At 65.2% G+C, this 23,104-nt stretch carries 24 protein-coding genes and 1 tRNA gene; 9 read left to right on the top strand and 16 right to left on the bottom strand.

Annotation, left to right across the window (positions count from 1 at the left end; all coding sequences use genetic code 11):
• Nucleotides 1-9 precede the first annotated feature (9 nt).
• The 6 genes from DC366_RS11535 to DC366_RS11510 all read right to left on the bottom strand — a co-directional run bounded on the left by DC366_RS11535 (nt 10) and on the right by DC366_RS11510 (nt 5,688).
• Nucleotides 10-1,827: an autotransporter assembly complex protein TamA gene (locus DC366_RS11535; protein WP_243405112.1), complete on the bottom strand. Its 1,818-nt coding sequence runs from the start codon at nt 1,825-1,827 to the stop codon at nt 10-12.
• Nucleotides 1,828-1,993: 166 nt separating this feature from the next.
• Nucleotides 1,994-2,185: a Trm112 family protein gene (locus DC366_RS11530; protein ID WP_108692373.1), complete on the bottom strand. Its 192-nt coding sequence runs from the start codon at nt 2,183-2,185 to the stop codon at nt 1,994-1,996.
• Nucleotides 2,182-2,826 carry an LON peptidase substrate-binding domain-containing protein gene (locus DC366_RS11525; RefSeq protein WP_108692557.1) on the bottom strand — a complete coding sequence of 215 codons (645 nt, stop codon included), beginning with the start codon at nt 2,824-2,826 and terminating at the stop codon, nt 2,182-2,184. Before DC366_RS11525 ends, DC366_RS11530 begins: the two co-directional genes overlap by 4 nt.
• 45 nt (nt 2,827-2,871) lie before the next feature.
• The gene (locus DC366_RS11520; protein ID WP_108692372.1) at nt 2,872-3,789 is read right to left on the bottom strand and encodes a thioredoxin family protein; all 918 of its coding nucleotides are present in this window, start codon (nt 3,787-3,789) and stop codon (nt 2,872-2,874) included.
• Nucleotides 3,790-3,990: 201 nt separating this feature from the next.
• Complete coding sequence (locus DC366_RS11515; protein WP_108692371.1) at nt 3,991-4,779, bottom strand: exodeoxyribonuclease III; 789 nt, start codon at nt 4,777-4,779, stop codon at nt 3,991-3,993.
• Nucleotides 4,780-5,001: 222 nt separating this feature from the next.
• Entirely contained in the window at nt 5,002-5,688 is a 687-nt protein-coding gene (locus DC366_RS11510) for a response regulator transcription factor (RefSeq protein ID WP_108692370.1), read from the bottom strand.
• A gap of 176 nt (nt 5,689-5,864) precedes the next feature.
• Between DC366_RS11510 and ribA the strand changes: the two genes are divergently transcribed.
• A complete protein-coding gene (gene ribA / locus DC366_RS11505; RefSeq protein WP_108692556.1) occupies nt 5,865-6,968 on the top strand; it encodes a GTP cyclohydrolase II in 1,104 nt (367 codons plus the stop codon).
• A gap of 70 nt (nt 6,969-7,038) precedes the next feature.
• Here the strand turns inward: ribA and DC366_RS11500 are convergent, their stop codons facing one another.
• The 3 genes from DC366_RS11500 to DC366_RS11490 form a co-directional block, all read right to left on the bottom strand.
• Nucleotides 7,039-7,773, bottom strand: a complete 735-nt coding sequence (locus tag DC366_RS11500; protein ID WP_108692369.1) for a glutamine amidotransferase — start codon at nt 7,771-7,773, stop codon at nt 7,039-7,041.
• Nucleotides 7,770-10,565, bottom strand: coding sequence for a DNA polymerase I (polA, locus tag DC366_RS11495; protein WP_108692368.1), 2,796 nt, complete (start codon nt 10,563-10,565; stop codon nt 7,770-7,772). Before polA ends, DC366_RS11500 begins: the two co-directional genes overlap by 4 nt.
• Before the next feature lie 87 nt (nt 10,566-10,652).
• The gene (locus DC366_RS11490) at nt 10,653-10,832 is read right to left on the bottom strand and encodes a zinc-finger domain-containing protein (RefSeq protein WP_108692555.1); all 180 of its coding nucleotides are present in this window, start codon (nt 10,830-10,832) and stop codon (nt 10,653-10,655) included.
• 75 nt (nt 10,833-10,907) lie between these two features.
• On the opposite strand from DC366_RS11490, the gene DC366_RS11485 reads away from it, so the two are divergent.
• A complete protein-coding gene (locus DC366_RS11485; RefSeq protein WP_108692367.1) occupies nt 10,908-11,837 on the top strand; it encodes an ABC transporter ATP-binding protein in 930 nt (309 codons plus the stop codon).
• Between the two features lie 377 nt (nt 11,838-12,214).
• Nucleotides 12,215-12,421, top strand: a complete 207-nt coding sequence (locus DC366_RS11480; RefSeq protein ID WP_108692366.1) for a cold-shock protein — start codon at nt 12,215-12,217, stop codon at nt 12,419-12,421.
• Between the two features lie 121 nt (nt 12,422-12,542).
• On the opposite strand, the gene DC366_RS11475 is transcribed toward DC366_RS11480, so the two are convergent.
• The gene (locus DC366_RS11475) at nt 12,543-12,923 is read right to left on the bottom strand and encodes an HIT domain-containing protein (RefSeq protein WP_108692365.1); all 381 of its coding nucleotides are present in this window, start codon (nt 12,921-12,923) and stop codon (nt 12,543-12,545) included.
• 9 nt (nt 12,924-12,932) lie between these two features.
• Nucleotides 12,933-14,510 carry a DUF5928 domain-containing protein gene (locus tag DC366_RS11470; protein ID WP_108692364.1) on the bottom strand — a complete coding sequence of 526 codons (1,578 nt, stop codon included), beginning with the start codon at nt 14,508-14,510 and terminating at the stop codon, nt 12,933-12,935.
• A 148-nt stretch (nt 14,511-14,658) separates the two neighbouring features.
• Between DC366_RS11470 and DC366_RS11465 the strand changes: the two genes are divergently transcribed.
• Entirely contained in the window at nt 14,659-15,477 is an 819-nt protein-coding gene (locus DC366_RS11465) for a sulfotransferase family protein (protein ID WP_108692363.1), read from the top strand.
• A gap of 293 nt (nt 15,478-15,770) precedes the next feature.
• Here the strand turns inward: DC366_RS11465 and DC366_RS11460 are convergent, their stop codons facing one another.
• Nucleotides 15,771-16,757 carry an adenosine kinase gene (locus tag DC366_RS11460; protein WP_108692362.1) on the bottom strand — a complete coding sequence of 329 codons (987 nt, stop codon included), beginning with the start codon at nt 16,755-16,757 and terminating at the stop codon, nt 15,771-15,773.
• Complete coding sequence (gene nth, locus DC366_RS11455; protein ID WP_108692361.1) at nt 16,754-17,398, bottom strand: endonuclease III; 645 nt, start codon at nt 17,396-17,398, stop codon at nt 16,754-16,756. The genes DC366_RS11460 and nth overlap by 4 nt, the downstream gene beginning before the upstream one ends.
• 100 nt (nt 17,399-17,498) lie before the next feature.
• On the opposite strand from nth, the gene DC366_RS11450 reads away from it, so the two are divergent.
• The 5 genes from DC366_RS11450 to DC366_RS11430 all read left to right on the top strand — a co-directional run bounded on the left by DC366_RS11450 (nt 17,499) and on the right by DC366_RS11430 (nt 21,139).
• Nucleotides 17,499-18,341 (top strand): methylated-DNA--[protein]-cysteine S-methyltransferase, encoded by an 843-nt coding sequence (locus DC366_RS11450; protein WP_108692554.1) that lies wholly within the window; start codon nt 17,499-17,501, stop codon nt 18,339-18,341.
• 128 nt (nt 18,342-18,469) lie between these two features.
• Nucleotides 18,470-19,135, top strand: coding sequence for a YiaD family glycine zipper/OmpA-like lipoprotein (locus DC366_RS11445; protein ID WP_108692360.1), 666 nt, complete (start codon nt 18,470-18,472; stop codon nt 19,133-19,135).
• 147 nt (nt 19,136-19,282) lie between these two features.
• Nucleotides 19,283-20,389, top strand: coding sequence for a 3-isopropylmalate dehydrogenase (leuB, locus tag DC366_RS11440; RefSeq protein ID WP_108692359.1), 1,107 nt, complete (start codon nt 19,283-19,285; stop codon nt 20,387-20,389).
• Nucleotides 20,390-20,474: 85 nt separating this feature from the next.
• Nucleotides 20,475-20,551 (top strand) — tRNA-Pro (locus DC366_RS11435).
• 96 nt (nt 20,552-20,647) lie between these two features.
• Nucleotides 20,648-21,139, top strand: coding sequence for a nucleoside deaminase (locus tag DC366_RS11430; protein ID WP_108692358.1), 492 nt, complete (start codon nt 20,648-20,650; stop codon nt 21,137-21,139).
• Here DC366_RS11430 and DC366_RS11425 read toward each other — a convergent pair.
• The 3 genes from DC366_RS11425 to DC366_RS11415 form a co-directional block, all read right to left on the bottom strand.
• Entirely contained in the window at nt 21,118-21,384 is a 267-nt protein-coding gene (locus DC366_RS11425; RefSeq protein WP_243405111.1) for a cytochrome C oxidase subunit IV family protein, read from the bottom strand. The genes DC366_RS11430 and DC366_RS11425 overlap by 22 nt on opposite strands.
• A 5-nt stretch (nt 21,385-21,389) precedes the next feature.
• Nucleotides 21,390-21,947 carry a cytochrome c oxidase subunit 3 family protein gene (locus DC366_RS11420; protein ID WP_108692356.1) on the bottom strand — a complete coding sequence of 186 codons (558 nt, stop codon included), beginning with the start codon at nt 21,945-21,947 and terminating at the stop codon, nt 21,390-21,392.
• A gap of 88 nt (nt 21,948-22,035) precedes the next feature.
• On the bottom strand, nt 22,036-23,103 hold the full coding sequence (locus DC366_RS11415; RefSeq protein WP_108692355.1) for a DUF1513 domain-containing protein: 1,068 nt from the start codon (nt 23,101-23,103) through the stop codon (nt 22,036-22,038).
• Nucleotide 23,104 lies beyond the last annotated feature (1 nt).

Below are 23,104 nucleotides of genomic sequence, written 5' to 3'. Positions count from 1 at the left end.
TCAGTGTCCTCAAAACGCTTGTCCGATGCCGATATAGATCTGCACCCCGTCATCGGTGCTGCCCGACACGGGCATGCCGACGTCAAGGCGGATGGGGCCGATGCCGGTGGCATAGCGGATGCCGATGCCCGCACCGCTGTGCCAGCGGCCGCTGTCGTCATAGATGCTCTCAGAGCCGACATAGCCGATGTCGAAAAAGGCGACCGGATCGAAATTGCCGGCCAGATCGACGCGCATTTCAGCCGATGCGCCGAGAAAGGTGCGCCCGCCGGTGATGCCACCGCCCTGCGGGACGCCCAGCGACTGGTATGGCTGGCCGCGCACGGTGTCGCCGCCACCCGAATAGAACAGGAATTCCTGCGGCGTATCGGCCAGGCTTGCGCCCAGGATGCTGCCGAATTGCAGGCGCCCGGCAAGGGTGAACATGCCCCCCTCGTCGAGCTGGTAATAGGTGCGCCCGTCCAGATAGACCCGCCCGCCCGAATCGGTGTCGTCCAGCGACACGAACGGCGTCAGCTCGGCCTGCGCGTAGAAGCCCTTGGCCGGATCCAGCGGCTCGTCGCGGCTGTCATAAGTTGCCTTGAGGGGCAACAGCAGGTGGAAAAACTCGCGGCTGCCCAGCGAATCCTGTTCGTCCGAATACCGCAGGGCAAGGCCCGCCTCCAGCGTCAGCTGCTCCGTCACGATCCGGCTGAAGCCGAAGCCGAGCGTGACCTGATCGGACAGGTAGTTCGGCTCGTCCTCGCGCGCGACGCGGCCAAAGACGAACAGCGTCGTGTCGGCGCCGAAGGTCGCCGGGCGCTCGAACCGGCCGGCGACCTCGTAATCAATGCCGCCTTCGATGCCGCCCGTCTGGCTGCCGATACCGCCGACGGCCGTGTCAAAACGCAGCCGCTCGGCCCCGCCCCAAAGGTTGCGATGCAGCCAGAAGGCAGACAGGCCAAGCCCTTCGTTGCTGCTGATCTCGGCGCCAAAGCCGAAGCGGCGGGGTTTTTCGTCGGCGATGTTCATGTTGATGTCCATGACATCGCCCGCGCGCAGCGTCTCGGCCTCGGTCAATGCCACGGATTTAAACGCGCCGGTGCGGCGCAGCCGCTTGGCCGACCGTTCCAGATCATCGGGCGAAAACACCTCGCCCGTGGGCAATCCGGCAATCTGCTGAAGCCGTTCCGGCCGCACGGCGCTGTCCGTGGTCTGGAGCAGGTTTCCAAAACGCACCACCGGCCCGGGCCGCAGCGCCAGTTCGGCGGCCAGCGTGTGGGCCCTGTGATCGGCAACGATCGACTGGTCCGCAAGCTCGGCCTTGGCCCGGCCAACCTCGCGCCAGCCCTCGATGCCCGCCTCGGCGGCCCTGCCGACGATCGGCGCGCGGGCGCGCTTGCCGATCGCAAAATCCTCGGGCAGTTCGGTGCCCGGCGCCAACGGCGCAACGCGCGCGGCGGAAAACGTGAAGGGGCGGCCGGGATCGACGCGGATTGCCACGTCGCGCACGCCGTTCAGATCGGCGAAGGGCGACAGGCCGCCCGCCTCGCGCCCGTCAACGAGGATGTTGATGACGCCGCTGTAATAACCTTTTTCATAGAGCACGCTCAACAGCTTGGCGTAATCGGCATTGGCGGCGGCAATGATGTCGGAGGCGCCGGTGCGCCCGTCCTCCTGCGCCGACTGCACCAGCGAAGCACTTTTTATCAGCTCAAGCAGATCTTCGTCGCCGCCCACAACGTCAAAGCGCACGGTATCCAGCGCGCCAGCGCCGGACGCGGCAAGCGCCAGCGCGGCAACCGTGAAACATTTCGCCACCCGGCGCACGTCTTTTCCGAATTTCACCTACGCATCCCTCTGTCGCTTCGCATTGCGGCCTTGCGGCGCCCCCGGGTGCGCCTGTCCGCACAAGGCACCCTGACGAACGACCGTAGTGTATTATGCGCAAGGCCTCCAGCAGGTTCCTGCGTTTTGCCCCGGAAACACGGGCGCGGGCGCCAGTGCGGCGCCGTCACTCCAGCGCGCGCGCCTCGCTGATCAGCAAGATCGGGATGCCCGCACGGATCGGAAACGCCAGATTGGCCGAGCGGCTGACAAGTTCCTGCGCGGCGGCGTCATATTCCAGCCGCTGATGCGTCTGGGGGCAGATCAGTGCCTCCAGCATGCGCCGGTCGAACTCCGGCCCCTTGCCTGCGTCATTCATTGCATCAATCCCTCTTCGTCGCCGCCGCGCATGGAAAACTCGATCAGCGTCATGAGCGTCTCGCGCCGCGTGCTCAGCGACGGCGCCTCAAGCAGCGCCTGCTTGTCCTCGGGCTCGAACCCCAGCAGCATCGACAGCGAATTTATCAAAAGCTCGTCATCGGCTTCGCGCAGGCTGTCCCAATCCGTCTGCAGATCCTGCGTGTCAAAGTAATTGGCCAGCGCGCCAAGGAACGTGTCGCGGTCGAACTGCGGATCGTCCTCGCCCGGTCCCCGGTCCCGCTCGAACCCGGCCCAAGACACGCGTGCGCGGCGGTACGGGGTGAAACCCTCGATCTCCTCGATGACGCGGAACCGCGACACACCGGCCAGCGTCAGCATATAGCGCCCGTCCTCCGTCTCGGAGAATTGCGTGACGCGGCCGACACAGCCGATCGCGTGCAGACCGTGCCCCGAGCGGCCCGGCACCTTGTTCGGCTGAATCATGCCGATCAGGCGATGCGGCGACTTCAGCGCATCGTCCAGCATGGCCAGATAGCGCGGCTCGAACAGATGCAACGGCAGGCGGGCACGCGGCAACAGCAGCGCGCCCGTCAGCGGGAAGATCGGAATGATGTCCGGAAGGTCCATTTTGCGTGTCATGCCCATGCACCTAGCCCACCCGCCTTGCCGGACAACACGCGAAGATCACGCGAAGATCATCGAGCTCAGCTTGCGCCGCCCGCGCGCCGCAACCGGATCGCCCGGCTTCAGCGCATCGAAAATCGTCAAAAGCTGCGTCTTGGCCGCGCCGTCATTCCATTCCTTGTCTTGGCGGAACAGCTCCAGCAGGTGATCCACGGCCTCCTCGCTCCGCCCCGCGGCGACCAGCGCCAGCGCCAGATCATAGCGCGCCTGATGGTCCGCGGGATCGGCCGCGACCGCCGCCTCCAGATCGGCGACGGGTCCCGCGCCCTCGGCCTGCCGCGCCAGCGCCAACTGAGCATGGGCCGCCTCGATTTCGGGCGCATTGCCGATCTCGGCAGGCGCGCCGTTCAGGATCGCCTCTGCCTGCTCAAGCTCGCCCAGCGCGACATGCGCGCGCGCCATTCCGCCGAAAGCCGCCGCATTCATCGGATCCTCGGCCAGGATCGCGGCAAATGTCTGCGCGGCGCCCGCGGCATCGCCTTCGTCAAGCATCTCGTCCGCGGCGGTGATCGCCTCGGCAAAGCCCGCATCCGGCTGCGCGCCGCCGGTGCCCGCCGCCTCGACGACGCGCGCGACAAAGGCGTCGATCTCGGATCCGGGCACGGCGCCCTGGAACCCGTCGATCGGCTGGCCCTGCCAGAACGCATAGACCGTCGGGATCGACTGCACGCGCAACTGGCCCGCGATGGCCTGGTTCTCGTCCACGTTGACCTTGGCCATGCGCACCGCGCCGCCCGCCTTGGTCACCGCGGCCTCCAGCGCCGGGCCCAGCGTCTTGCAGGGGCCGCACCAGGGCGCCCAGAAGTCGACGATGACCGGCACCGTCTGGGACATATCGACGACCTCGGCCATGAAATCGGCCTCGGACACGTCCTTGATCAGATCGCCCGCGGGGGCGCCGCCACCAAGTTCTATCATCTTGCCTCACATCATTTGCTGAAACTGCGTTGCTTCCTAAATGGCGCAGCACAGTTTGCGTTGCAAGGGCAAGGCCCCGCCGCGCGGCCAAAGCGTTTCGCCTTTAACCCGAGCTACCAGATAAAGGCGAAACGCGCGGGGGCGCTGATATGTCATATGCGTTTCGCGAAAATCAGTGATTCAGGTTTTTCGCGAAACGCTTTAGAGATCGAAGGTTGCGAAAACCGGCGCGTGGTCGCTCGGCTTGTCCCATCCGCGCGCGGGGCGCAGGATGCGGCTGGAATGGGCGGCACCGGCGATGTCCTGCGTGGCCCAGACATGATCCAGCCGCCGCCCCTTGTCGGCGGCGTCCCAGTCCCGGGCGCGGTAGGACCACCAGCTGTAGAGCTGGCCCTCCGGGATATCCGCGCGCGTCACGTCGGCCCAGCCGCCGGCCTGCATCGCATCGTTCAGATGCTCGACCTCCACGGGCGTATGGCTGACCACCTTGAGCAGTTGCTTGTGGCTCCAGACGTCATCCTCGCGCGGGGCGATGTTCAGATCGCCCACCAGGATCGAGCGCGCGGGCCGCTCGGCGTGGAACCAGTCGCGCATCTGGGTGAGGTAATCCAGCTTCTGACCGAATTTCACGTTCACCTCGCGGTCCGGCACATCGCCGCCCGCGGGGACGTAGAAATTGTGGATCACCGTGCCATCCTCCAGCCGCCCGGCGACGTGGCGCGCATGGCCCAACGCCGCGAAATCCTGATCGCCGACATCCTCGATCGGGCGCTTGGACAGGATGGCCACGCCGTTATACCCCTTCTGGCCGCGCGCGATCATGTGGGTATAGCCCAGCGCGGCGAAGTCTTCGGTCGGGATCTTGTCCACCGGGCTTTTGCATTCCTGAAGGCACAGGACATCCGGCGCCTCCTCGCTCAGCAGCTTGCACACCAGCGGCGCGCGCAACCGGACCGAGTTGATGTTCCAGGTGGCGAGAGTAAAGGGCATGGCGGCATCTCCGGCGTGTCATTGGCGTTCGCGCAGGGCCTAGCATGGCGCGCCCTGCCGCGCCAGCGCACCGAAAAAAGGCCCCGGCCCGATGCCGGGGCCAGTCCAACAGGGAGGTGCAGATGTGGTGCCGTATACACGGACGGCAGATGCGCAGCGCGTCCGCGCTGCTGCCGGGTCAACCCTGCGGGCAGGCGGCGGTTCCACCGGCCAGCCCGCAGATCACGACAGCAGGCGGTATCCCCCGCTTTCGGTCACCAGAAGGCGCGCGTTCGAGGGGTCCGGCTCGATCTTCTGGCGCAGGCGGTAGATATGCGTCTCAAGCGTGTGGGTCGTCACGCCGGCGTTATAGCCCCAGACCTCGTGCAGCAGCACATCGCGCGGAACCACGCCGTCGGGCGCGCGATACAGATACTTGAGGATGTTCGTCTCCTTTTCGGTCAGACGCACCTTGCGCCCGCCCTCGTCCACCAGAACCTTCAGCGACGGGCGGAAGCTGTAGGGCCCCAGCTGAAACACCGCATCCTCGGATTGCTCGTGCTGGCGCAGCTGCGCGCGGATCCGTGCCAGAAGCACCGGGAACTTGAACGGCTTGGTGACATAGTCATTGGCACCGGCATCAAGGCCCAGAATGGTATCGGCATCGCCGTCATGGCCGGTCAGCATCACGATCGGGCTCTTCACGCCCTGCTTGCGCATCAGGCGGCACAATTCGCGACCGTCGGTGTCGGGCAGGCCGACATCGAGAATGATCAGGTCGAAATTGGAATCCTTCACATGGGTCATCGCCTCGGAGCCGTTTCCGGCCTCGAACACGTCGAAATCCTCGGTCATCACCAATTGCTCGCCCAGCGCCTCGCGCAGGTCCTCGTCATCGTCGACGAGAAGTATCTTCTTGAGCTGTGCCATGTCTTGCCCTCCGGTTGTCTTGATCGGCAGATGCGCCCTGCCTGCCGCTAGGGCAAGGAATGCGACAGCGCGATCACGCGGGTGTGTTGCGTTTGCGTCAATTGTTTCAATCCAACGCGAAAAGGACTAGACGGGATCCGACGCATTTCGAAATGGCCCGGCCGAAACATCCGCAGATGAGCCTCAGACCCGATATCACGCATCTTCTGGGCCGCGCGCGCGGCGATCTGGCCATGGGCCTGCCGGTGGCGCTGTGCGGCCCCTCGGGCGGCGCGCTGATCGCCGCGGCCGAGACGCTGGACGCCGCCCGCCTTGCCGGTCTGCGCAGTGTGGCGTCGGGCGCGGGCGCGCAGCTGGCACTGGCGATCACCGCGCGCCGGGCCGAAACGCTGAAGGCGCGCGCCTATGACGGCGATCTGGCGCGCATCGTCCTGCCGCCGGACGCAGGCACCGCCTGGATCGCCGCAACCGCCGATCCGCAAAGCGACCTGGCCAGCCCGATGAAGGGCCCGTTCCAGACCCAGCGCGGCGATGATGCCACGCTTCACCGTCTGGCGCTGCGGCTGGTCAAGGCCGCGCGCCTGCTGCCCGCCGCGCTGGTCCTGCCGCTGCAGGACGCCGAGGCCGTGGCCAATGCGGCCGGGCTGACGATACTGCCCGCCGAGGCGGCGGATGCGGCAATGCGCCTGTCCAGCCCGCCCCACCCGGTCATCAGCGCGCGCGTGCCGTTGCAGGCCAGCCATGCCGGCCGCGTCCACGTCTTTCGCCCCGATGACGGCAGCGAGGAGCATTTCGCCATCGAAATCGGCCAGCCCCCGCGCGACGCGCCGGTCCTGACACGCCTGCATTCGGCCTGTTTCACCGGCGACGTGCTGGGCAGTCTGAAATGCGATTGCGGCCCGCAACTGCGCGCGGCGCTGGCGCAGATGGGCGCCGAGGGCGCGGGCGTGCTGCTTTATCTCAATCAGGAGGGGCGCGGCATCGGCCTTGCCAACAAGATGCGCGCCTACAGCCTGCAGGATCAGGGCTTTGACACGGTCGAGGCGAACCACAGGCTGGGATTCGAGGATGACGAGCGCGATTTCCGCATCGGGGCGGGCATCCTTGCCAAGATGGGCTTTGGCGCGGTGCGGCTGATGACCAACAACCCCGCGAAGATCGACATGATGCGGCGCTGCGGCATCGACGTGGCCGAACGCGTCCCGCTGATCGTGGGACAGACCGCGCAGAACAAGGATTATCTGGCCACCAAGGCGCGCAAGTCGGGGCATCTGCTGTAGCTGCGGGTGCAGCGTGTTTGAGCATTTTCGCCCAGCCTGCCCGCGCAGGGGCAACACCGCGGGCGGCGCCTTAGCCGTAGCGCCGGATGAAGTTGCGCAGGATCAACTCAGGCGCGTGCACATTCGCGGCGCGGCACATGGCGATCAGATCGCCCGCGCGGTCAGGCGGGAAATAGCCATGATGACGGTAGATCTCGATCCGCTCGCGGAAGATATCCGCGTCCGCCTCGGGGTGGAACTGCGTGGCATAGACGTTCTGCCCGTGGCGCACCATCTGAAAGGGACAGCTCGGCGCGGCCAGCAGATGTGCGCAGCCCTGCGGCAACTCCTCCAGCGCCTCCTTGTGACCCACGAACGCGTCAAACCGCGCGGGCAGGCCGGCCAGCAGGGGATCGGCGCGGCCCTCCTCGGTGACGGTGCAATCGGCGGTGCCGACAGGCTCGCCATAGCGCCCCTTGCCCACGGCGGCGCCCAGATGCTTGCCCAGTATGCCGATGCCATAGCAGCAGCCGAGAAACGGCAGATCGCAGTCCGTGATGCGCGGCATGAGCGACAGCACGGCAGCCTCGATGCGGGCGTGTTCGGGGCTTTTATCCTCGGGCGCGTCGCTGACGCAGCCGGGGCCGCCGCCGACGATGACACCCGCATACTCCGCCGGGTCCAGATCCGGCGGCAGCGCCTCGGCGTCCAGCCGGATGCGATGGGTGCGCGCGGCCTCCAGACCGCCCTTTTGCAGAAAGGCCGCATATTCAGCGTCCGAAGCATCCCGTTCAGGGCGCAGTTGCAGGACAAGGAAGCGCTTCAATGCGCCTGCGCCCAGTTGGCACCCTGCCCCGCCTCGACCGTCAGCGGCACCGACAGCTTGACAACCGGCTCGGCCGCGGCTTCCATCACGCCGCGCGCGGCCTTGATGACGGCATCGGCGGCGCCCTCATCCACCTCGAACAGCAATTCGTCATGAACCTGCAGCAGCATCTTGCACGGCAGGCCCTCGATCGCGTCCGGCATGCGGATCATCGCGCGCCGGATCACGTCGGCGGCAGTGCCCTGTATCGGCGCGTTGATCGCCGCACGCTTGGCAAACCCGGCGCGCGGCCCCTTGGCGCCGATTTCGGGCGTGTGGATCTTGCGGCCAAAGAGCGTCTGGACATGCCCGTGCTTTTTGCCGAATTCCACCGTGTCGTCCATATAGGCGCGGATGCCGGGGAAACGCTCGAAATAGCGGTCGATGAAACCCTGCGCCTCGCTACGCGGGATGCGCAGGTTGCGCGCAAGGCCGAAGCCGGAGATGCCGTAGATCACGCCGAAATTGATCGCCTTGGCCTGGCGGCGAATCTCAGGCGTCATATCCTCTATCGCCACGCCGAACATTTCACTGGCTGTCATCGCGTGAATGTCCTGCCCGTCCCGAAACGCCTGTTTCAGCGCGTCGATATCGGCCACATGCGCCAGAATCCGCAGCTCGATCTGGCTGTAGTCGAGGCTGACCAGCACCTTGCCCTCGGGCGCGATGAATGCCTCGCGGATGCGCCGCCCCTCTTCGCTGCGCACGGGAATGTTCTGCAGGTTGGGATCGGACGACGCCAGCCGCCCGGTATTCGCGCCGGCCTGCTGATAGGACGTATGCACACGCCCCGTATCCGGGTCGATATGGTCCTGCAGCGCGTCCGTATAGGTCGATTTCAGCTTGGAGATCTGGCGCCAGTCCAGCACGCGGGCGGGCAATTCATGCTCGGTCGCCAGATCCTCCAGAACATCGGCGCCGGTGGCATAGGCGCCGGTCTTGCCCCGCTTGCCGCCGTCGAGGCTCATCTCGTCGAACAGGATCTCGCCCAATTGCTTGGGGCTGCCGACGTTGAACTTGCGCCCGGCAAGCTGGTGAATCTCCTCCTCCAGCTGCGCCATCTTCTGCGCAAAGGCGCCCGACATGCGGCTGAGGACGTTGCGGTCCACCTCGATCCCGTTGCGCTCCATATGCGCCAGAACGGGGACCAGCGGCCGCTCCAGCGTCTCGTAGACGCGGGTGACGCGGCTGCGGTGCAGCTGCGGTTTCAGCACGGTCCACAGGCGCAGGGTGATGTCGGCATCCTCGGCGGCGTATTTCACCGCCGTCTCCACCGGCACGCGGTCAAAGGTGATCGCGGATTTGCCGCCGCCCAGCAGCGTCTTGATCGGGATCGGCGTGTGGTTCAGATAGCGCTCGCTCAGCGCGTCCATGCCGTGACCGTGCAGGCCCGCATGCAGCGCGTAGGAGATCAGCATCGTGTCGTCGAAGGGCGCAATCTCGATGCCGCGCCGCGCCAGGATCTTGGCGTCGTATTTCATGTTCTGACCGATCTTGAGGATGCTCGCATCCTCCAGAAGCGGCTTCAGCGCGTCCAGCGCCTCCTGCACGGGCATCTGGCCCTCCGCCAGCGCCGCGCCGCCGAACAGATCGCCCTCCCCCTCGCCCTTGTGGGCCAGCGGGATGTAGCACGCATGCCCCGGCTCGACGGCCAGAGATATACCCACCAGTTCGGCCTGCATCTCATCGAGCGAGGTCGTCTCGGTATCCACCGCCACGTAGCCGCGCGCGCGAATGCGGTCCAGCCACGGCTGAAGCGCGGCCATGTCCGCCACATGCTCGTATATCGCGTCGTCAAAGCCGGGCATCTCCGGCGCGCCCGCGTCCGGCGCATCCTGCGGCGTGTCGTCGATTTCGGGCGCCTCGGCGTCCATCGCGTCGGCGATGCGCTTGGTCAGGGTGCGAAACTCCATCTCGGCCAGAAAGCCCAGCAACACCTCGGGGTCCGGATCGCGCACCTCCAGATCGTCAAGCCCGAAATCCAGAGGCGTGTCGCAATCCAGCTGCACCAGCTGGCGCGACAGCCGGATCTGATCGGCGTGGTCGATCAGGGTCTGGCGCCGCTTGGGCTGCTTGATCTCGTGCGCCCGCTCCAAAAGCGTATCCAGATCGCCATATTCATTGATCAAAAGTGCCGCCGTCTTGACCCCGATGCCGGGCGCGCCCGGAATGTTGTCCACCGAATCCCCGGCCAGCGCCTGCACGTCCACCACGCGGTCCGGCCCGACGCCGAACTTCTCCTCGACGCCCTCGACATCGATCCGCCGGTTCTTCATCGCGTCCAGCATCTCGACGCCGCCGCCGACCAGCTGCATCATGTCCTTGTCCGAGGAGATGATCGTCACGCGCCCGCCCGCGTCGCGCGCCTGCACCGAGAGCGTCGCGATGATGTCATCGGCCTCGAACCCCTCGACCTCCTTGCAGGCGATGTTGAATGCCTCGGTTGCGCGCCGGGTCAGCGGGATCTGCGGGCGCAGCTCCTCGGGCATTGCCTCGCGGTTGGCCTTGTAGTCGGGGAACAGATCGTTGCGGAACGTGTGGCTGCCCTTGTCGAAGATCACCGCCACATGCGTCGGCGCATCGGGCCCTGAATTTCCCTCCACATACCGCTGCAGCATGTTGCAAAATCCCGACACCGCGCCGATGGGCAACCCGTCGGATTTGCGCGTCAGCGGCGGCAGCGCGTGATAGGCGCGAAAGATGAAGGCCGAGCCGTCGATCAGGTGCAGATGGCACCCTTTTCCGAATGACATAACGTCAGCCTCCCGCCATGGCCCCATGCTTCATCTTGGTCGAAATACTCAAATCCATCCGGCCCCACAGGCCCGGCGGCCGGTGGCTCAGACCTTGCCCTCGAAATCGCGGTGGATCATCTTGCAATCGCAATAGCCGCACTCGACCCAGCCGGTATCGCGCGGGATCTGCAGCCAGACGCGCGGATGACCCAGACCCGGCCCGCTGCCATCGCAGCATACACGATAGTCATCGACGATGCGGATTTCGGGCGCTTTGGTCACCATCTGGGCGTTTCCTTTTGCAGGCTTTTCCACTACCCCACGTATATGATGGAACGCAGCGCTCGGGGCAAGGGGACCATGACAGCCAATGCAATCGAAATACGCGGCCTGCGCAAGACGTATGGCGGCACCCGCGGCTCCCCTGAAAAGGAGGCGCTGAAGGGCGTCGATCTGGATATTCCGGCGGGGTCGGTCTTTGGCCTCTTGGGCCCGAACGGGGCGGGCAAGTCGACGCTCATCAACATCCTTGCCGGGCTGGTGCTGAAGACCGCCGGGCGCGTCAATATCTGGGGCTTCGATCAGGACGTGAACCCGCGTCAAAGCCGCGCCGCCATCGGCGTCATGCCGCAGGAGTTGAACCTTGATCCCTTCTTCACGCCGCGCGCGGCGCTGGAGGTGCAGGCCGGGCTCTACGGCGTGCCGAAATCGCAGCGGCGCAGCGACGAGATCCTCGCGCTGGTCGGGCTGGAGGACAAGGCGGGCGCCTATGCGCGCACCCTGTCGGGCGGCATGCGGCGGCGCCTTCTGCTGGCCAAGGCGCTGGTGCATCACCCTCATGTTCTGGTCCTGGACGAGCCGACGGCCGGCGTCGACATCGAACTGCGCCAGATGCTGTGGGAGAACGTGCGCCGCCTGAATGCCGAAGGCATGACCATCATCCTGACCACCCATTATCTGGAAGAGGCCGAACAGATGTGCGACCAGATCGCCATCATCAACCACGGCGAGGTGGTGGCGCGCGACAGCACCGAAAACCTTCTGGCCAAGCTCGACACGCGCAGCATGATCATCGTCCCCGATGGCGAGGTCGCCGCCTTGCCCCGCCACGATGGCATCGAGGTCACGCGCCGCGACGGCGGTGCGCTGGCGCTCAGCTACAGCGCCGGAAAGGTCGGCGCCGAGGATGTGCTGGAGGCCGTGCGCAGCGCCGGCATCCGCATCCGCGACGTGCGCACCGAGCAGGCCGATCTTGAGGACGTTTTCCTGGAACTGACGCGCAGCAGGTGACAGGCTGTGGCGCGCCGCCCCACTTGCCGCACTCAGCGGTGCCTGGCCTCAGAATGAGATGGCGCAACAACCGCCAATTGTCGTGTCCGGCGAGGGACACAGCGGCGCCCAGGAATCGCGCCCTGCCGGATTGCGACCTGACCCAATGCAGTGTGGCAGGCTTTGGACTGCCCCACCGAGGCTGCAACTCATGATGACCTGACGTCATGCGCGATTGGTCATGGACAGATGGCCCGCACTCTGTCAGACGGGGCGGGCTGCGTTACTTCAGTCGATCCCCTGCTTTCCCTAACGGACCTCAGCGAACTCGATACTGGCGGACTACGCCACGCTGTTGCACTTCCGCGAACAGGTTGAAAACTAAAGGAGATCTCACGATGGCCAATGGCACCGTGAAATGGTTCAATTCTACTAAAGGCTTCGGCTTCATTGCCCCCGCATCTGGCGGAAAGGACGTATTCGTCCATATCTCTGCTGTTGAGCGCGCTGGCCTGACGTCGCTCAACGACGATCAGGAAGTCACATTCGACGTCGAAGCCGGCCGCGATGGCCGCGAGTCGGCGACAAATCTTCAGCTCGCCTGAACGATTGATCCGAATTTGGAACAGGGCGCCCTCGGGGCGCCCTTTTTCGTTGTGTCTCACTGTTCACCGGCTTCCGCCGTATAAGGTGGCGGCGGCGTCCGGGCAAAACGCTCGGGCGCGCTCATTCCCGGTCCAGAAGGCGCCCAAGGGGCCGGCCGCCCAGTACGTGCATGTGCAGATGCGGCACCTCCTGCGAGCCATGCGGCCCGGCGTTGGAGATCACGCGAAATCCGCCAGCCGCATCCGCGCCGCTGAGATCCTTGATGCGGCACACCTCGCCGATGGCGCGGGTGAAATCGGCGATCTCGGCATCGCTGGCCTCGGCGGCGAAGTGGTCATAGGACACATAGGCGCCCTTGGGAATCACCAGCACATGCACCGGCGCCTGCGGCGAGATGTCATTGAACGCAAGGCAATGCTCGGTCTCCAGCACGGTATCGTTCGGAATTTCGCCGCGCAGGATCTTGGCGAAAATGTTCTGATCGTCATAGTCATGGGCCATTGGCTGTCCTCAATCTGCAAACAGGTGGTCGGTGCGCGCGATGCTCAGCGCAGCGTCGTAGCCGATGCTGAGAAATTTGGATATCGGCACGGCGTTATCCTCGTCACTCGCGTTCTGGTGCATGATGTAGTGATGCTCGAAATCGGCATCGCGGATCTTGTCGCTTTCATAGGTCGTCTCACCCCGGATGGTGGGCAGCAGGCGCGCCAGTGTCTCATCGGATGTCTGCTCGCCAGCCAGTCCGACGCGCATCGCGTGACCGATCAGATACTCGTCGGAAAAGACGCACTGGATCTCCAGCAGCCGGGTGATCGAGCGGTCGCCGCAGAAATCCTCCAGCAGGTCCAGATTGCCGGGGTCCATGCAGACGATCATGCGATCGGTTTCGTGATAGTCGAAAAGCATCCGCATCAAGGCGCGCCGGTGGCGCGTGCGCTTGCCGAGGCTCGCCTGGATCCCGCCCAGATCGGGCAGCGCGGTGTCCTCTTCGTTGAACAGATATTCGGTCGCGGGCACGTTCGTGATCTGGCGGACCCGCTCCAGCAGCCGCTTGGCCACGTGCCATTTCTTGCACACGATGATCATCAGCTCGCGGTGACGGCCCAGCGTGCTTTCGGTTTCCCAAAAGCGGCTGGCAAAGCGGCGCCCGATCCGGCCGCGCCCGGTCAGGAACTTGAACAGGTTCCGCCCCTCGTTCGAGATCTGGAACTCGGCCTCGTCATCGGCATAAAGCGCCGCCAGCCGCTCCTTCAACTCGTCCGCCTCGGCGCTGATCTTGCGCGCGAAGAGGAAATCCTGCCCCAGCAGCAGGTCATAATGATCGTTGTAGAAGGTCTGCGGCATGCCGTAATCGGTGAACATCAGGAACGTCAGTGTCCGGGTGCGGATCTCGGATTCGGGCACGATATGGCGCACGAGCGTCTGAAAGAACGTCTCGTCCGGGATCCACGTCGTGCGGAAAAAGCGCATGACGTCCGGGCGCTGGCGGGTGAAATCGAGGATCCACTCCATCGTCCGGCGGCGCAGGCACCACCATTGGCTGCCGATCTGCACCTGGATGTCCGCCGGAATGGCGCGTTGCAACCCCAGGCGCTGCTGCAGGTGAAAGGACGTATCGAACAGCCACTTGTGCTTGCGCTCGTTGAAGATGTGGCGGTAGATCAGCCGCTCTTTCTTCATGCCGGTCTTGATCCAGTCGCTTTCGAAATAATCGAAGCTCTCAATGTAATCGACATCCTCGGCGTCAAGAAACGCGTGCGCATAGCGCGCCGATTTGATCGCCGCGCAGTCGCCCGACAGCATGTAGAAGTGCGTGGCCCGCGGAAAGGCCCGCACCGCCGCCTCGACCGCCAGAAGACTGGCCTGCACCAGCGACCATTCGCCCCAGCCGCATTTGATGCGCTTCCTGGCGAAGATCACATTCGGATTGCCGCCCAGCGCATCGCGGATCTGGCGAAAGTCATCGGCTTGCGCACGGCCGTCGAAATGGATGGCAATACAGTCGCCGACCGCCGTCACCATCCGGGCCTGCGCGATGATGGCATCAGGGTCCTTGTGACACAGCAATATATACGCGATCTTCGCCATACTGGGAAACAGACTAGCCCTTGTTAAGCTGATTGTTTACAGTGATAAAACTGATTACCCGTTAATGAAACCGCAATTCTCGCGTTTTATGACAGATGGCAACGATAAGTCCCGAACGGGGCGGCAGAGGTAGGGCGAAGGGGCGAAAATGGGGTTTCCCGGCACCTGGATGACCGAAAGCGAGAGTGTGGTGTATCGGGTGGTCCCGAAATGCGCCTGCTCGACCATCGGGCAGATCATGTATTACTCCGACCACGGCGAATTCTTCGACGGTGACATCCATGACGCCAAGGGCGGGATGCACAAATGGGCGATGGATGACAGTCAGCCGTTGATCGCGGCCAACGTCAAGGCGCATAAATCCTACGCCTTTACCTGCGTGCGCAACCCCTATACCCGCATCCTCAGCAGTTTCTTCGACAAGATCTGCGGCATCCAGCGCAACGGCAAACGCTATCGCGGCAAGCTGGTCCCGCTGCTCGTCCAGAAATACGGGATCGAGGTGGGCGGCGAGGACGGCAAGCAGGAGTTCGACCAGATCGCCAGCTTCCGCCGGTTCCTTCTGTTCGCGCGCGATACCATTCGCTGGCGCCGCCCGATGGAGCCCGACATTCACTGGTCCGCCATGTCCGGGCATGTCAGCACCTTCATCGTCAATGGCGGCAGCTATGACAGCATTTTCTGGACCGAGGCGTTCGAGGACGGCATGCAGGATGTGCTGAACGCGATCCAGACGCCCCATCAGGTGGACCTGAAGGCAATACCCCGCTTCAACGAAAGCGAAGGGCACGGCCCAAAACGCGCCCACCCGGTCGAGGATTATTTCGACGATCTGTCGATGCATCTGGTTTACGAGATCTACAAACAGGATTTCGAGCTGTTCAAATACGACTTTGCCGATCCATCCAACAAGATGCCCATCGGCGAGATCGACCTGAACGAGGTCCACGCGAAGCTGGGCGATTAGACCGCGCCACCTGCGCCCGTTTCATCGGTGGGCGCTTGGGTATTTTCACCAAGAAAAAACAAGGGTGCGCGCCCCGCTTCCGGCGTCGTTCGGAACATCACCGATGCAAACCATCAGCGGTGCGCGGCTTTTCCTTGGGCGGTCATCGGCTCCCCAGCCTGTACCGCACCTGCCAATCTGGCAGGCGATGGTTAAGAAAAGGTCAAAGAGTTTCGCTTTGGCGGCTTTTCTTGGTGAAAATACCCAAATCGTCCCATCGCATCGCGCGCCTTCCTCCAGAGGTGGCCGCCCGGTCAGATAAGCCCCTCGGCGGCAAAGAGCGCCTTCACATCCTTTTCCGGCCGTGCGCCGTAATGCGAGATCACCTCGGCGGCGGCGATGCAGCCCATTCGCCCGGCCACGTCGAGTGTTGCGCCGGTCGTCAGACCATAGAGGAACCCGGCGGCAAACTGATCGCCCGCCCCGGTGGTATCGACCGGCGCGATGCGCTGAACCGGCACGTCGATGCGCCGGTCCCCGCGCTGGATGATGACACCCGCCCCCGACCGGGTGCAAACCACGAGCCCGGTCTTGGCCGCGGCTTCGGCAAGGGCGCTGTCCAGATCCTCGGTCTGATAGAGCGAGGCCCATTCATGTTCGTTGCCAATCACATAGTCCAGCCCGCGGACGAGCGTCCGAAAATCGCCGCGATGCCGGTCGACGCAGAACGGATCGCTCAGCGAGATGCCGGCGATCCCGCCGGTCCTGCGGCAGGTTTCGGCGGCGGCGGCGAGGGCGGCCTTGCCCTTCGGCTTGTCAAAAAGATATCCTTCCAGCAGCAGCAGATCGGCCCCTGTCACCGCGTCTTCGGGCACATCGTCCGGGCCAAGCTCGGTCGAGATGCCCAGATAGGTGTTCATGGATCTCTCCCCGTCGGGCGAGACGAAGATCATGCAGCGCGAGGTGGGCAATTCGCCCTGCGCGACCGGCGCGTTGATGAAATCCGTGCCAACCCGCGTGAGATCGTCGGCATAGGCGCGGCCCAGCGCGTCGTCGTGCACGCGGCCCAGAAACCCCGTGCCGAGGCCCAGCGCGCCCATCCCGGCAATCGTGTTGGCCACCGACCCGCCAGCCAGTTGCACGCGGTTGTCCATGGCCTCGTAAAGCGCCTCGGCGCGCGCCGCATCGACCAGTTGCATGACGCCCTTTTCGATCTCCATACGCTCAAGGAATGCGTCGTCGCTCCGGCAGATGACGTCGACGACGGCGTTTCCGATGCCGATGGCCTGATAAGATGTCATGTGGTTTTATCCTCGTAGGGGCAAAGATCGCGGATCAGGCATGTGGGACACATGGGCTTGCGCGCCTTGCAGTGATAGCGTCCATGCAGGATCAGCCAGTGATGCGCATGTTGTTGAAAATCGGCCGGAATATGGTCCTCGATCGCGCGCTCGACCTGCACCACGTCCTTGCCGGGGCATATCCCCGTGCGATTGCCGACGCGAAAGATATGCGTATCGACCGCCTGCGCGGGCATGTTCCACCACATGTTGAGCACGACATTCGCCGTCTTGCGCCCCACCCCCGGCAGCGATTGCAGCGCCGCGCGCGAATTGGGCACCTCGCCGCCATAGTCATCGACAAGGATCTGGCTGAGCTTGATGACATTCTTCGCCTTCTGGCGGAAAAGCCCGATGGATTTGATGTGCTCCGTCACGCCCTCCAGCCCCAGATCCAGCATCTTCTGCGGCGTGTCCGCAATCGCGAACAGATCCTTCGTGGCGCGGTTCACGCCCGCATCCGTCGCCTGCGCGCTCAGCGCCACCGCAACAACCAGCGTAAAGGCGTTGGTGTGATGCAACTCGCCCTCGGGCTCGGGCTCGGCCTGCTGGAAACGCTCGAAAATGGCGCGGATCGTGTGATAATCGAGTTGCTTGCTCATGGGCCAACCCTATGGCGCGATTTGCGCCATTGCGCAACATTCGGGTCGCCGCGGATGCGCCGCGCGCCTAGGATATCCATGCAAGCCAGAGGAGGCCGCCATGAACATCCAGCCCGATCAAAGCTATCATTTCGGCGTCATGCGCCGTGCGATCAATCTGATCGACGCGGGCGGCGAGGGGATGACGCTGGACCGGCTGGCCGCCCAGATGGGCATGAGCGCCGCGCATTTCCAGCGGCTTTTCTCGGCCTGGGTGGGGGTGTCACCCAAGCGCTACCAGCAATATCTGACGCTGGGCCATGCCAAGTCGTTGCTGGCGGATCGCTGCACCGTGCTGGAGGCGGCGGACAAGGCCGGGCTGTCGGGCACCGGGCGCCTGCACGATCTGTTCATAAGATGGGAGGCGATGAGCCCCGGCGATTTCGCCCGCAAGGGGGCCGGGCTGACCGTGCATTGGGGCTGGTTCGACAGCCCCTTCGGCCCCGCGCTGGTGATGGGCACGGCCAAGGGGATCTGCGGCATCGGCTTTGCCACCGAGGCAGGAGAGGCCGCGACGATGGCCGATATGAAAGGCCGCTGGCCGAAGGCGGCGTTCGTGGAGGCGCCGGAGCGTCTGCGCCCTTGGGTCGCGAGCGCGTTCGGCGTAGCGGCAGAGCAGGCCACGCCGTTGCACATGATCGGCGCGCCCTTCCAGATCAAGGTGTGGGAGGCGCTTCTGGCAATCCCGTCGGGCCATGTGACCACCTACGGCCATATTGCCGAGGCCATCGGCCACCCCAAGGCCGTGCGCGCCGTCGGCACGGCGGTCGGGCGCAACCCCGTCGGGCTGCTGATCCCCTGCCACCGGGCGCTGCGCAAATCGGGGGGCCTTGGCGGCTATCACTGGGGTCTGGAGGTCAAGCGTGGCATCCTGGCCTGGGAAAGCGCCCGCGCCGAGGCTTGAAGGGGTCCGAAATGCGCGGATTGCTGCCGATTTCCGCGATTTTCCGTGTTGGGCATCGGCGCGCGTCTGCCTATAGTCGGCGCCAGAGTCCGGACAGAGCCGGGCAGACATTATGAGGCTTTTCCACCATGATCCGAGCAAAGAAATCCCTTCTGATCGCCGCCGTCGGCGCGCTGACACTGACCGCCGCCTGTGACGGGCAGAACATGGGCGGCTTCGGCGGCCCGACGAACAAGACACAATCCGGCGCGTTGATCGGCGGCCTCGCCGGGGCGGTTACCGGCGCCGCGGCCAGCGACAAAAAGGGCAAGGGCGCGCTGATCGGCGGCGCCATCGGGGCGCTGGGCGGCGCGGCCATCGGCAACGCACTTGACAAGCAGGAGGCCGAGCTTCGCCGTGATCTGGACAACGACCGCGTGCTGATCAACAACACCGGCGACCGGCTGATCGTGACGCTGCCGCAGGACATCCTGTTCGCTGTCGACAGCGCCAACGTCAACAGCGCGCTGCGCGGCGATCTGCTGACCGTGGCTGACAGTCTGCAAAATCACCCCGGCAGCTCGGTTCAGGTGGTCGGCCACACCGACAATTCCGGCTCGGCCACATACAACCAGAAGCTTTCGGAGCGCCGCGCCAACGCGGTGGCCGCTGTGCTGATGGACGGGGGCGTCGGGTTCAACCGCATCAACGCCTTCGGCCGAGGCGAGGATCAGCCCATCGCGTCGAACCTGACCGCCCAAGGCAAGGCGCAGAACCGCCGCGTCGAAATCGTGATCCTGCCGAACCCGGCCTAAGGGATCCGGTCAAGGCGGCCATGGCGCCGCCTTGACCCCCGCGCCTGCCCGGCAGCTCATCCGCTGCGGCGCGCCCTTTCTTGACCATCGCCCTGCTTCGCGATACCCGATTTGCCAACAGCATCGCATCGCAAAAGGACGGCCCGCATGAGCACCCCTTCTCTTCTCATCCTGCCCGGCGACGGGATTGGTCCCGAAGTCATGGACGAAGTGACCAAGGTCATCGACTGGTACGGCGCCAAGCGCGATCTGCCCTTCGACGTCAGCACCGATCTGGTCGGCGGCTGCGCCTATGACAAGCACGGAACGCCCCTGCACGATGACACGATGGCCAAGGCGCAAGAGGTGGACGCGGTTCTGCTGGGAGCCGTGGGCGGGCCGAAATACGATGACCTGGATTTTTCCGTCAAGCCCGAGCGCGGCCTTCTGCGCCTGCGAAAGGAGATGGACCTGTTTGCCAACCTGCGCCCCGCGCAGTGCTTTGACGCGCTGGCCGATTTCAGCAGTCTCAAGCGCGAGGTCGTCGCGGGCCTCGATATCATGATCGTGCGCGAGCTGACCTCGGGCATCTATTTCGGCGAGCCGCGCGGCATTTTCGAGGAAAACGGCGAGCGTGTGGGCATCAACACCCAGCGCTACACCACGTCCGAGATCGACCGCGTCGCGCGCGCCGCCTTCGAGCTGGCCCGCCGCCGGTCGGGCAAGGTCTGCTCGATGGAAAAGGCCAACGTGATGGAATCGGGCATCCTCTGGCGCGAGGTCGTGACCAAGGTTCACGCCGAAAGCTATGCCGATGTCGAGCTGAGCCATATGTATGCCGACGCGGGCGCGATGCAGCTGTGCCGCAACCCCAAGCAGTTCGACGTGATCGTGACCGACAACCTCTTCGGCGATATCCTGTCGGATGCCGCCGCGATGCTGACCGGCAGCCTGGGGATGCTGCCCTCGGCCAGCCTAGGCGCGCCGATGGCCAATGGCCGCCCCAAGGCGCTGTACGAGCCGGTGCATGGGTCGGCCCCCGATATCGCCGGGCAAGGCAAGGCAAACCCGATCGCCTGCATCCTCAGCTTTGCGATGGCGCTGCGCTATTCCTTCGATCAGGGGGATGAGGCGACACGGCTGGAGAGCGCGGTCGAGGCCGTTCTCGCGGGTGGCGCCCGCACGCCTGACCTGATGGGCCCCGAGGGCGGCACGCCCCTGACCACCGCGCAGATGGGCGATGCGATCATCAAGGCGCTGGACGCGAGCCTCTGACCGGATCGCGGCGCCGGGCTCGCCGGCGCCGCGCATTTGAGGGATTGCAAACGCCGCGCCCCTCGTCTATCGCTCGCGCCACGGTCGGGCTGTAGCGCAGCCTGGTAGCGCACCTGCTTCGGGAGCAGGGGGTCGGAGGTTCGAATCCTCTCAGCCCGACCAGTTTTCAAACATTGTCGATTGCCACCGCATTGTGGAACCTGCCCGCGCGCCGCCGGGTTGGGCTGCTGCCTGCAACCCTCGCAAAGGAGCGCCCCCATGAGTCGCGAAGATCACCTGAACCGCTGCATCGCCCTCGCCGAAGAGGCGCTGGAGGCCGGGGACGCGCCCTTCGGCTCGGTTCTGGTGGGCGCGGATGGCAGCGTCCTGCGCGAGGCGCGCAACCGCGCGCGCACGGGCGATCCCACCCAGCATCCGGAGTTCGAGCTGGCCCGCTGGGCCGCCCAGAACCTGAGCGAGGAGGCGCGCGCCGCCGCCACCGTCTATACCTCGGGCGAGCATTGTCCGATGTGCTCGGCCGCGCATGGCTGGGCCGGGTTGGGGCCTGTCGTTTTCATCCATTCCACCGATCAACTGGCGGGCTGGATGGCCGAGCTCGGCGTCGAAAAAGGGCCTGTGGCGCAACTGGGCATCGCACGCATCGCGCCCAATGTTCCCGTCGAGGGGCCAATCGAGGAACTGGCGGGCCGCATGCGCGCCTTGCACGCCCGCGCCCACGGCCGCGACGGTCAGGGCGACGGGATCAGGTAAAGCCCCAGCGCGATCAGCACGAACACGATCAGCGCCGCGTTGAAACCCCGCCGCCACGAGGGCGCATCCGCCAGCCCCAGATACTGCGACAGGATCAGACGCGCCTTCATCAGCGCCAGCGCCATCACGATGACGCCTGCAACGCGCGCGTCAAACCCCGCGCTGATCGCCGCCGCGGCCACCGTGCTGAGGACGCTCAGCCCCAGCAGGGCAAGCCACGCGCGTGTGAGATCGAGCTTGTCCATCACGCTCATGCCAAAAGATAGATGATGGGAAACAGCAGCACCCAGATCAGATCGACCATATGCCAGAAAGCTGCGCCCATTTCGATGTTATCCACCGAATCCCGCCACGCAACCAGCAACAAGACGACTATTCCGGCGATCACATGCGCCGCGTGAAACCCTGTCAGCAGGTAGTAGAACATGAAGAAATCATGCGTCTCAAAGCTGATGCCCTGCGCGGCCTTGTCGGCATATTCGATGCCCTTGATGACCAGAAATACCGCCCCCAGCAGCGCCGACGAGATCAGCGCAATCCGCGCGGCGCGGCGGCGCGTTCCCATCCGATAGCGCGGGGCGAGGGCGGCCAGATAGCCACTGGTGATCAGCACGACGGTGTTGAGCGCGGCGCCGGTGCGGTGCAGATGCGACTGCGCCTCGGCAAAGCCCGCGGGGTCGGTCATGCGCATCGCCAGAAACGCCGCCAGCCCGGCGCCGAACACCAACAGTTCGCTGATGATCAGCACCCAGATCAGCAGATCGCCGGGCAGCTCGTCCAGAAGGGAGGGTTGGGATTGATCGCTCATGAGCCGTCCGGTGCGTCGGTGCCGCTATGCAGGTCTGCACCTCGTGCCTATCGCCTGTCGCGGCGCGCCGCAAGGCGCAGGCGGGCGCTCAGACTGCGACCAAATGGTTGTCCCACATCAGCGCTGCATGGTCGGCGCGCGCCGCCTCTTGGCCGATGCGCTGCAACGCGCCCGTGCCGGAGGCCACCAGCAGCCCGCCGCGGCAGGGCGCGACGCCGCAGGCATCGCGAATGGATGTGCTGGCCGTATGGCGTGCGTCCGCCACGCTGTATGTCTGCACCAATCCGCCGCGCGGCGATGTGACCGCGACGTCGCGCTGGCCCGCGGTAAAGGCAACGCTGCCGACATACCCCTGCATGGCGCGCAGATCGGCCTCGGACGCGGTGCACAGACGCGGCGGCGTCCCGCGCCGGTGCAACCCCACCAGCGCCGGACCATCCTCGCCGCCCTGCCATTGCAGGCCAAACGCAACCTCGCCCAAGGCCGAAACGGCGATGTGCCGGATCGATCCCTTGTGCATCGAGCCGGGCAGCGCAGCGCTGTCCACCACGGTGCCATCCTCGATATAGCTGAGGTTCGGCCGCATCAGCGGGATGTTCAGCTTGGTGCGCCCGGATGCAGGATGCGTCTCAATGCCGCCATTGGCAACGACCAGCGTTTCGCGCCCCGGCGTGCGGCGGATCTCGTGCGGGCCGATGCCGCCGCTGCCGAACTCGCCCGCGCGGGCATAGCCATGCGCCGCGTCCCAGACGCCGATAACGCCGCGCGCCGCGTCATAGTCATTCTCGGTGGTATAAAGCCAGCGGCCATCCAGCGAAAATGCGCCGTGACCATAGAAATGCCGCCCCTCCGGCGCGGCAAGGTGCGCTGTCTGGCGCCCGGCGGCGCAGTCGATCACGACGGCGAAAGTGCCGGGCCGGCGGGCGAATGCGACCGCCTCCGGGCGGGTGGGGTGCGCTGCGGCGGCGTGGCCCCGGCCGGGCAGCGCGATACGAAACCGCAGGTTCAGATCCGGCCCGATGCCGCACAGGACAAAGCCGCCATCGGGCAGCCCCGCCGCCGACAGCCAACTTGGCGCGCCCGCGTCGGCCCAGGTGGCGGCAGGCGCCAGTCCCGTCGCCAAAAGCCCCGCGATGAATCCCCGCCGGCTGGCCACG

This window comes from Pelagivirga sediminicola (assembly GCF_003072125.1).
In the GTDB taxonomy this organism is placed as follows: domain Bacteria; phylum Pseudomonadota; class Alphaproteobacteria; order Rhodobacterales; family Rhodobacteraceae; genus Roseovarius; species Roseovarius sediminicola.
The sequence above is the reverse complement of the archived record's forward strand: the minus strand, read 5'-3'. Positions and strand labels throughout refer to the sequence as shown.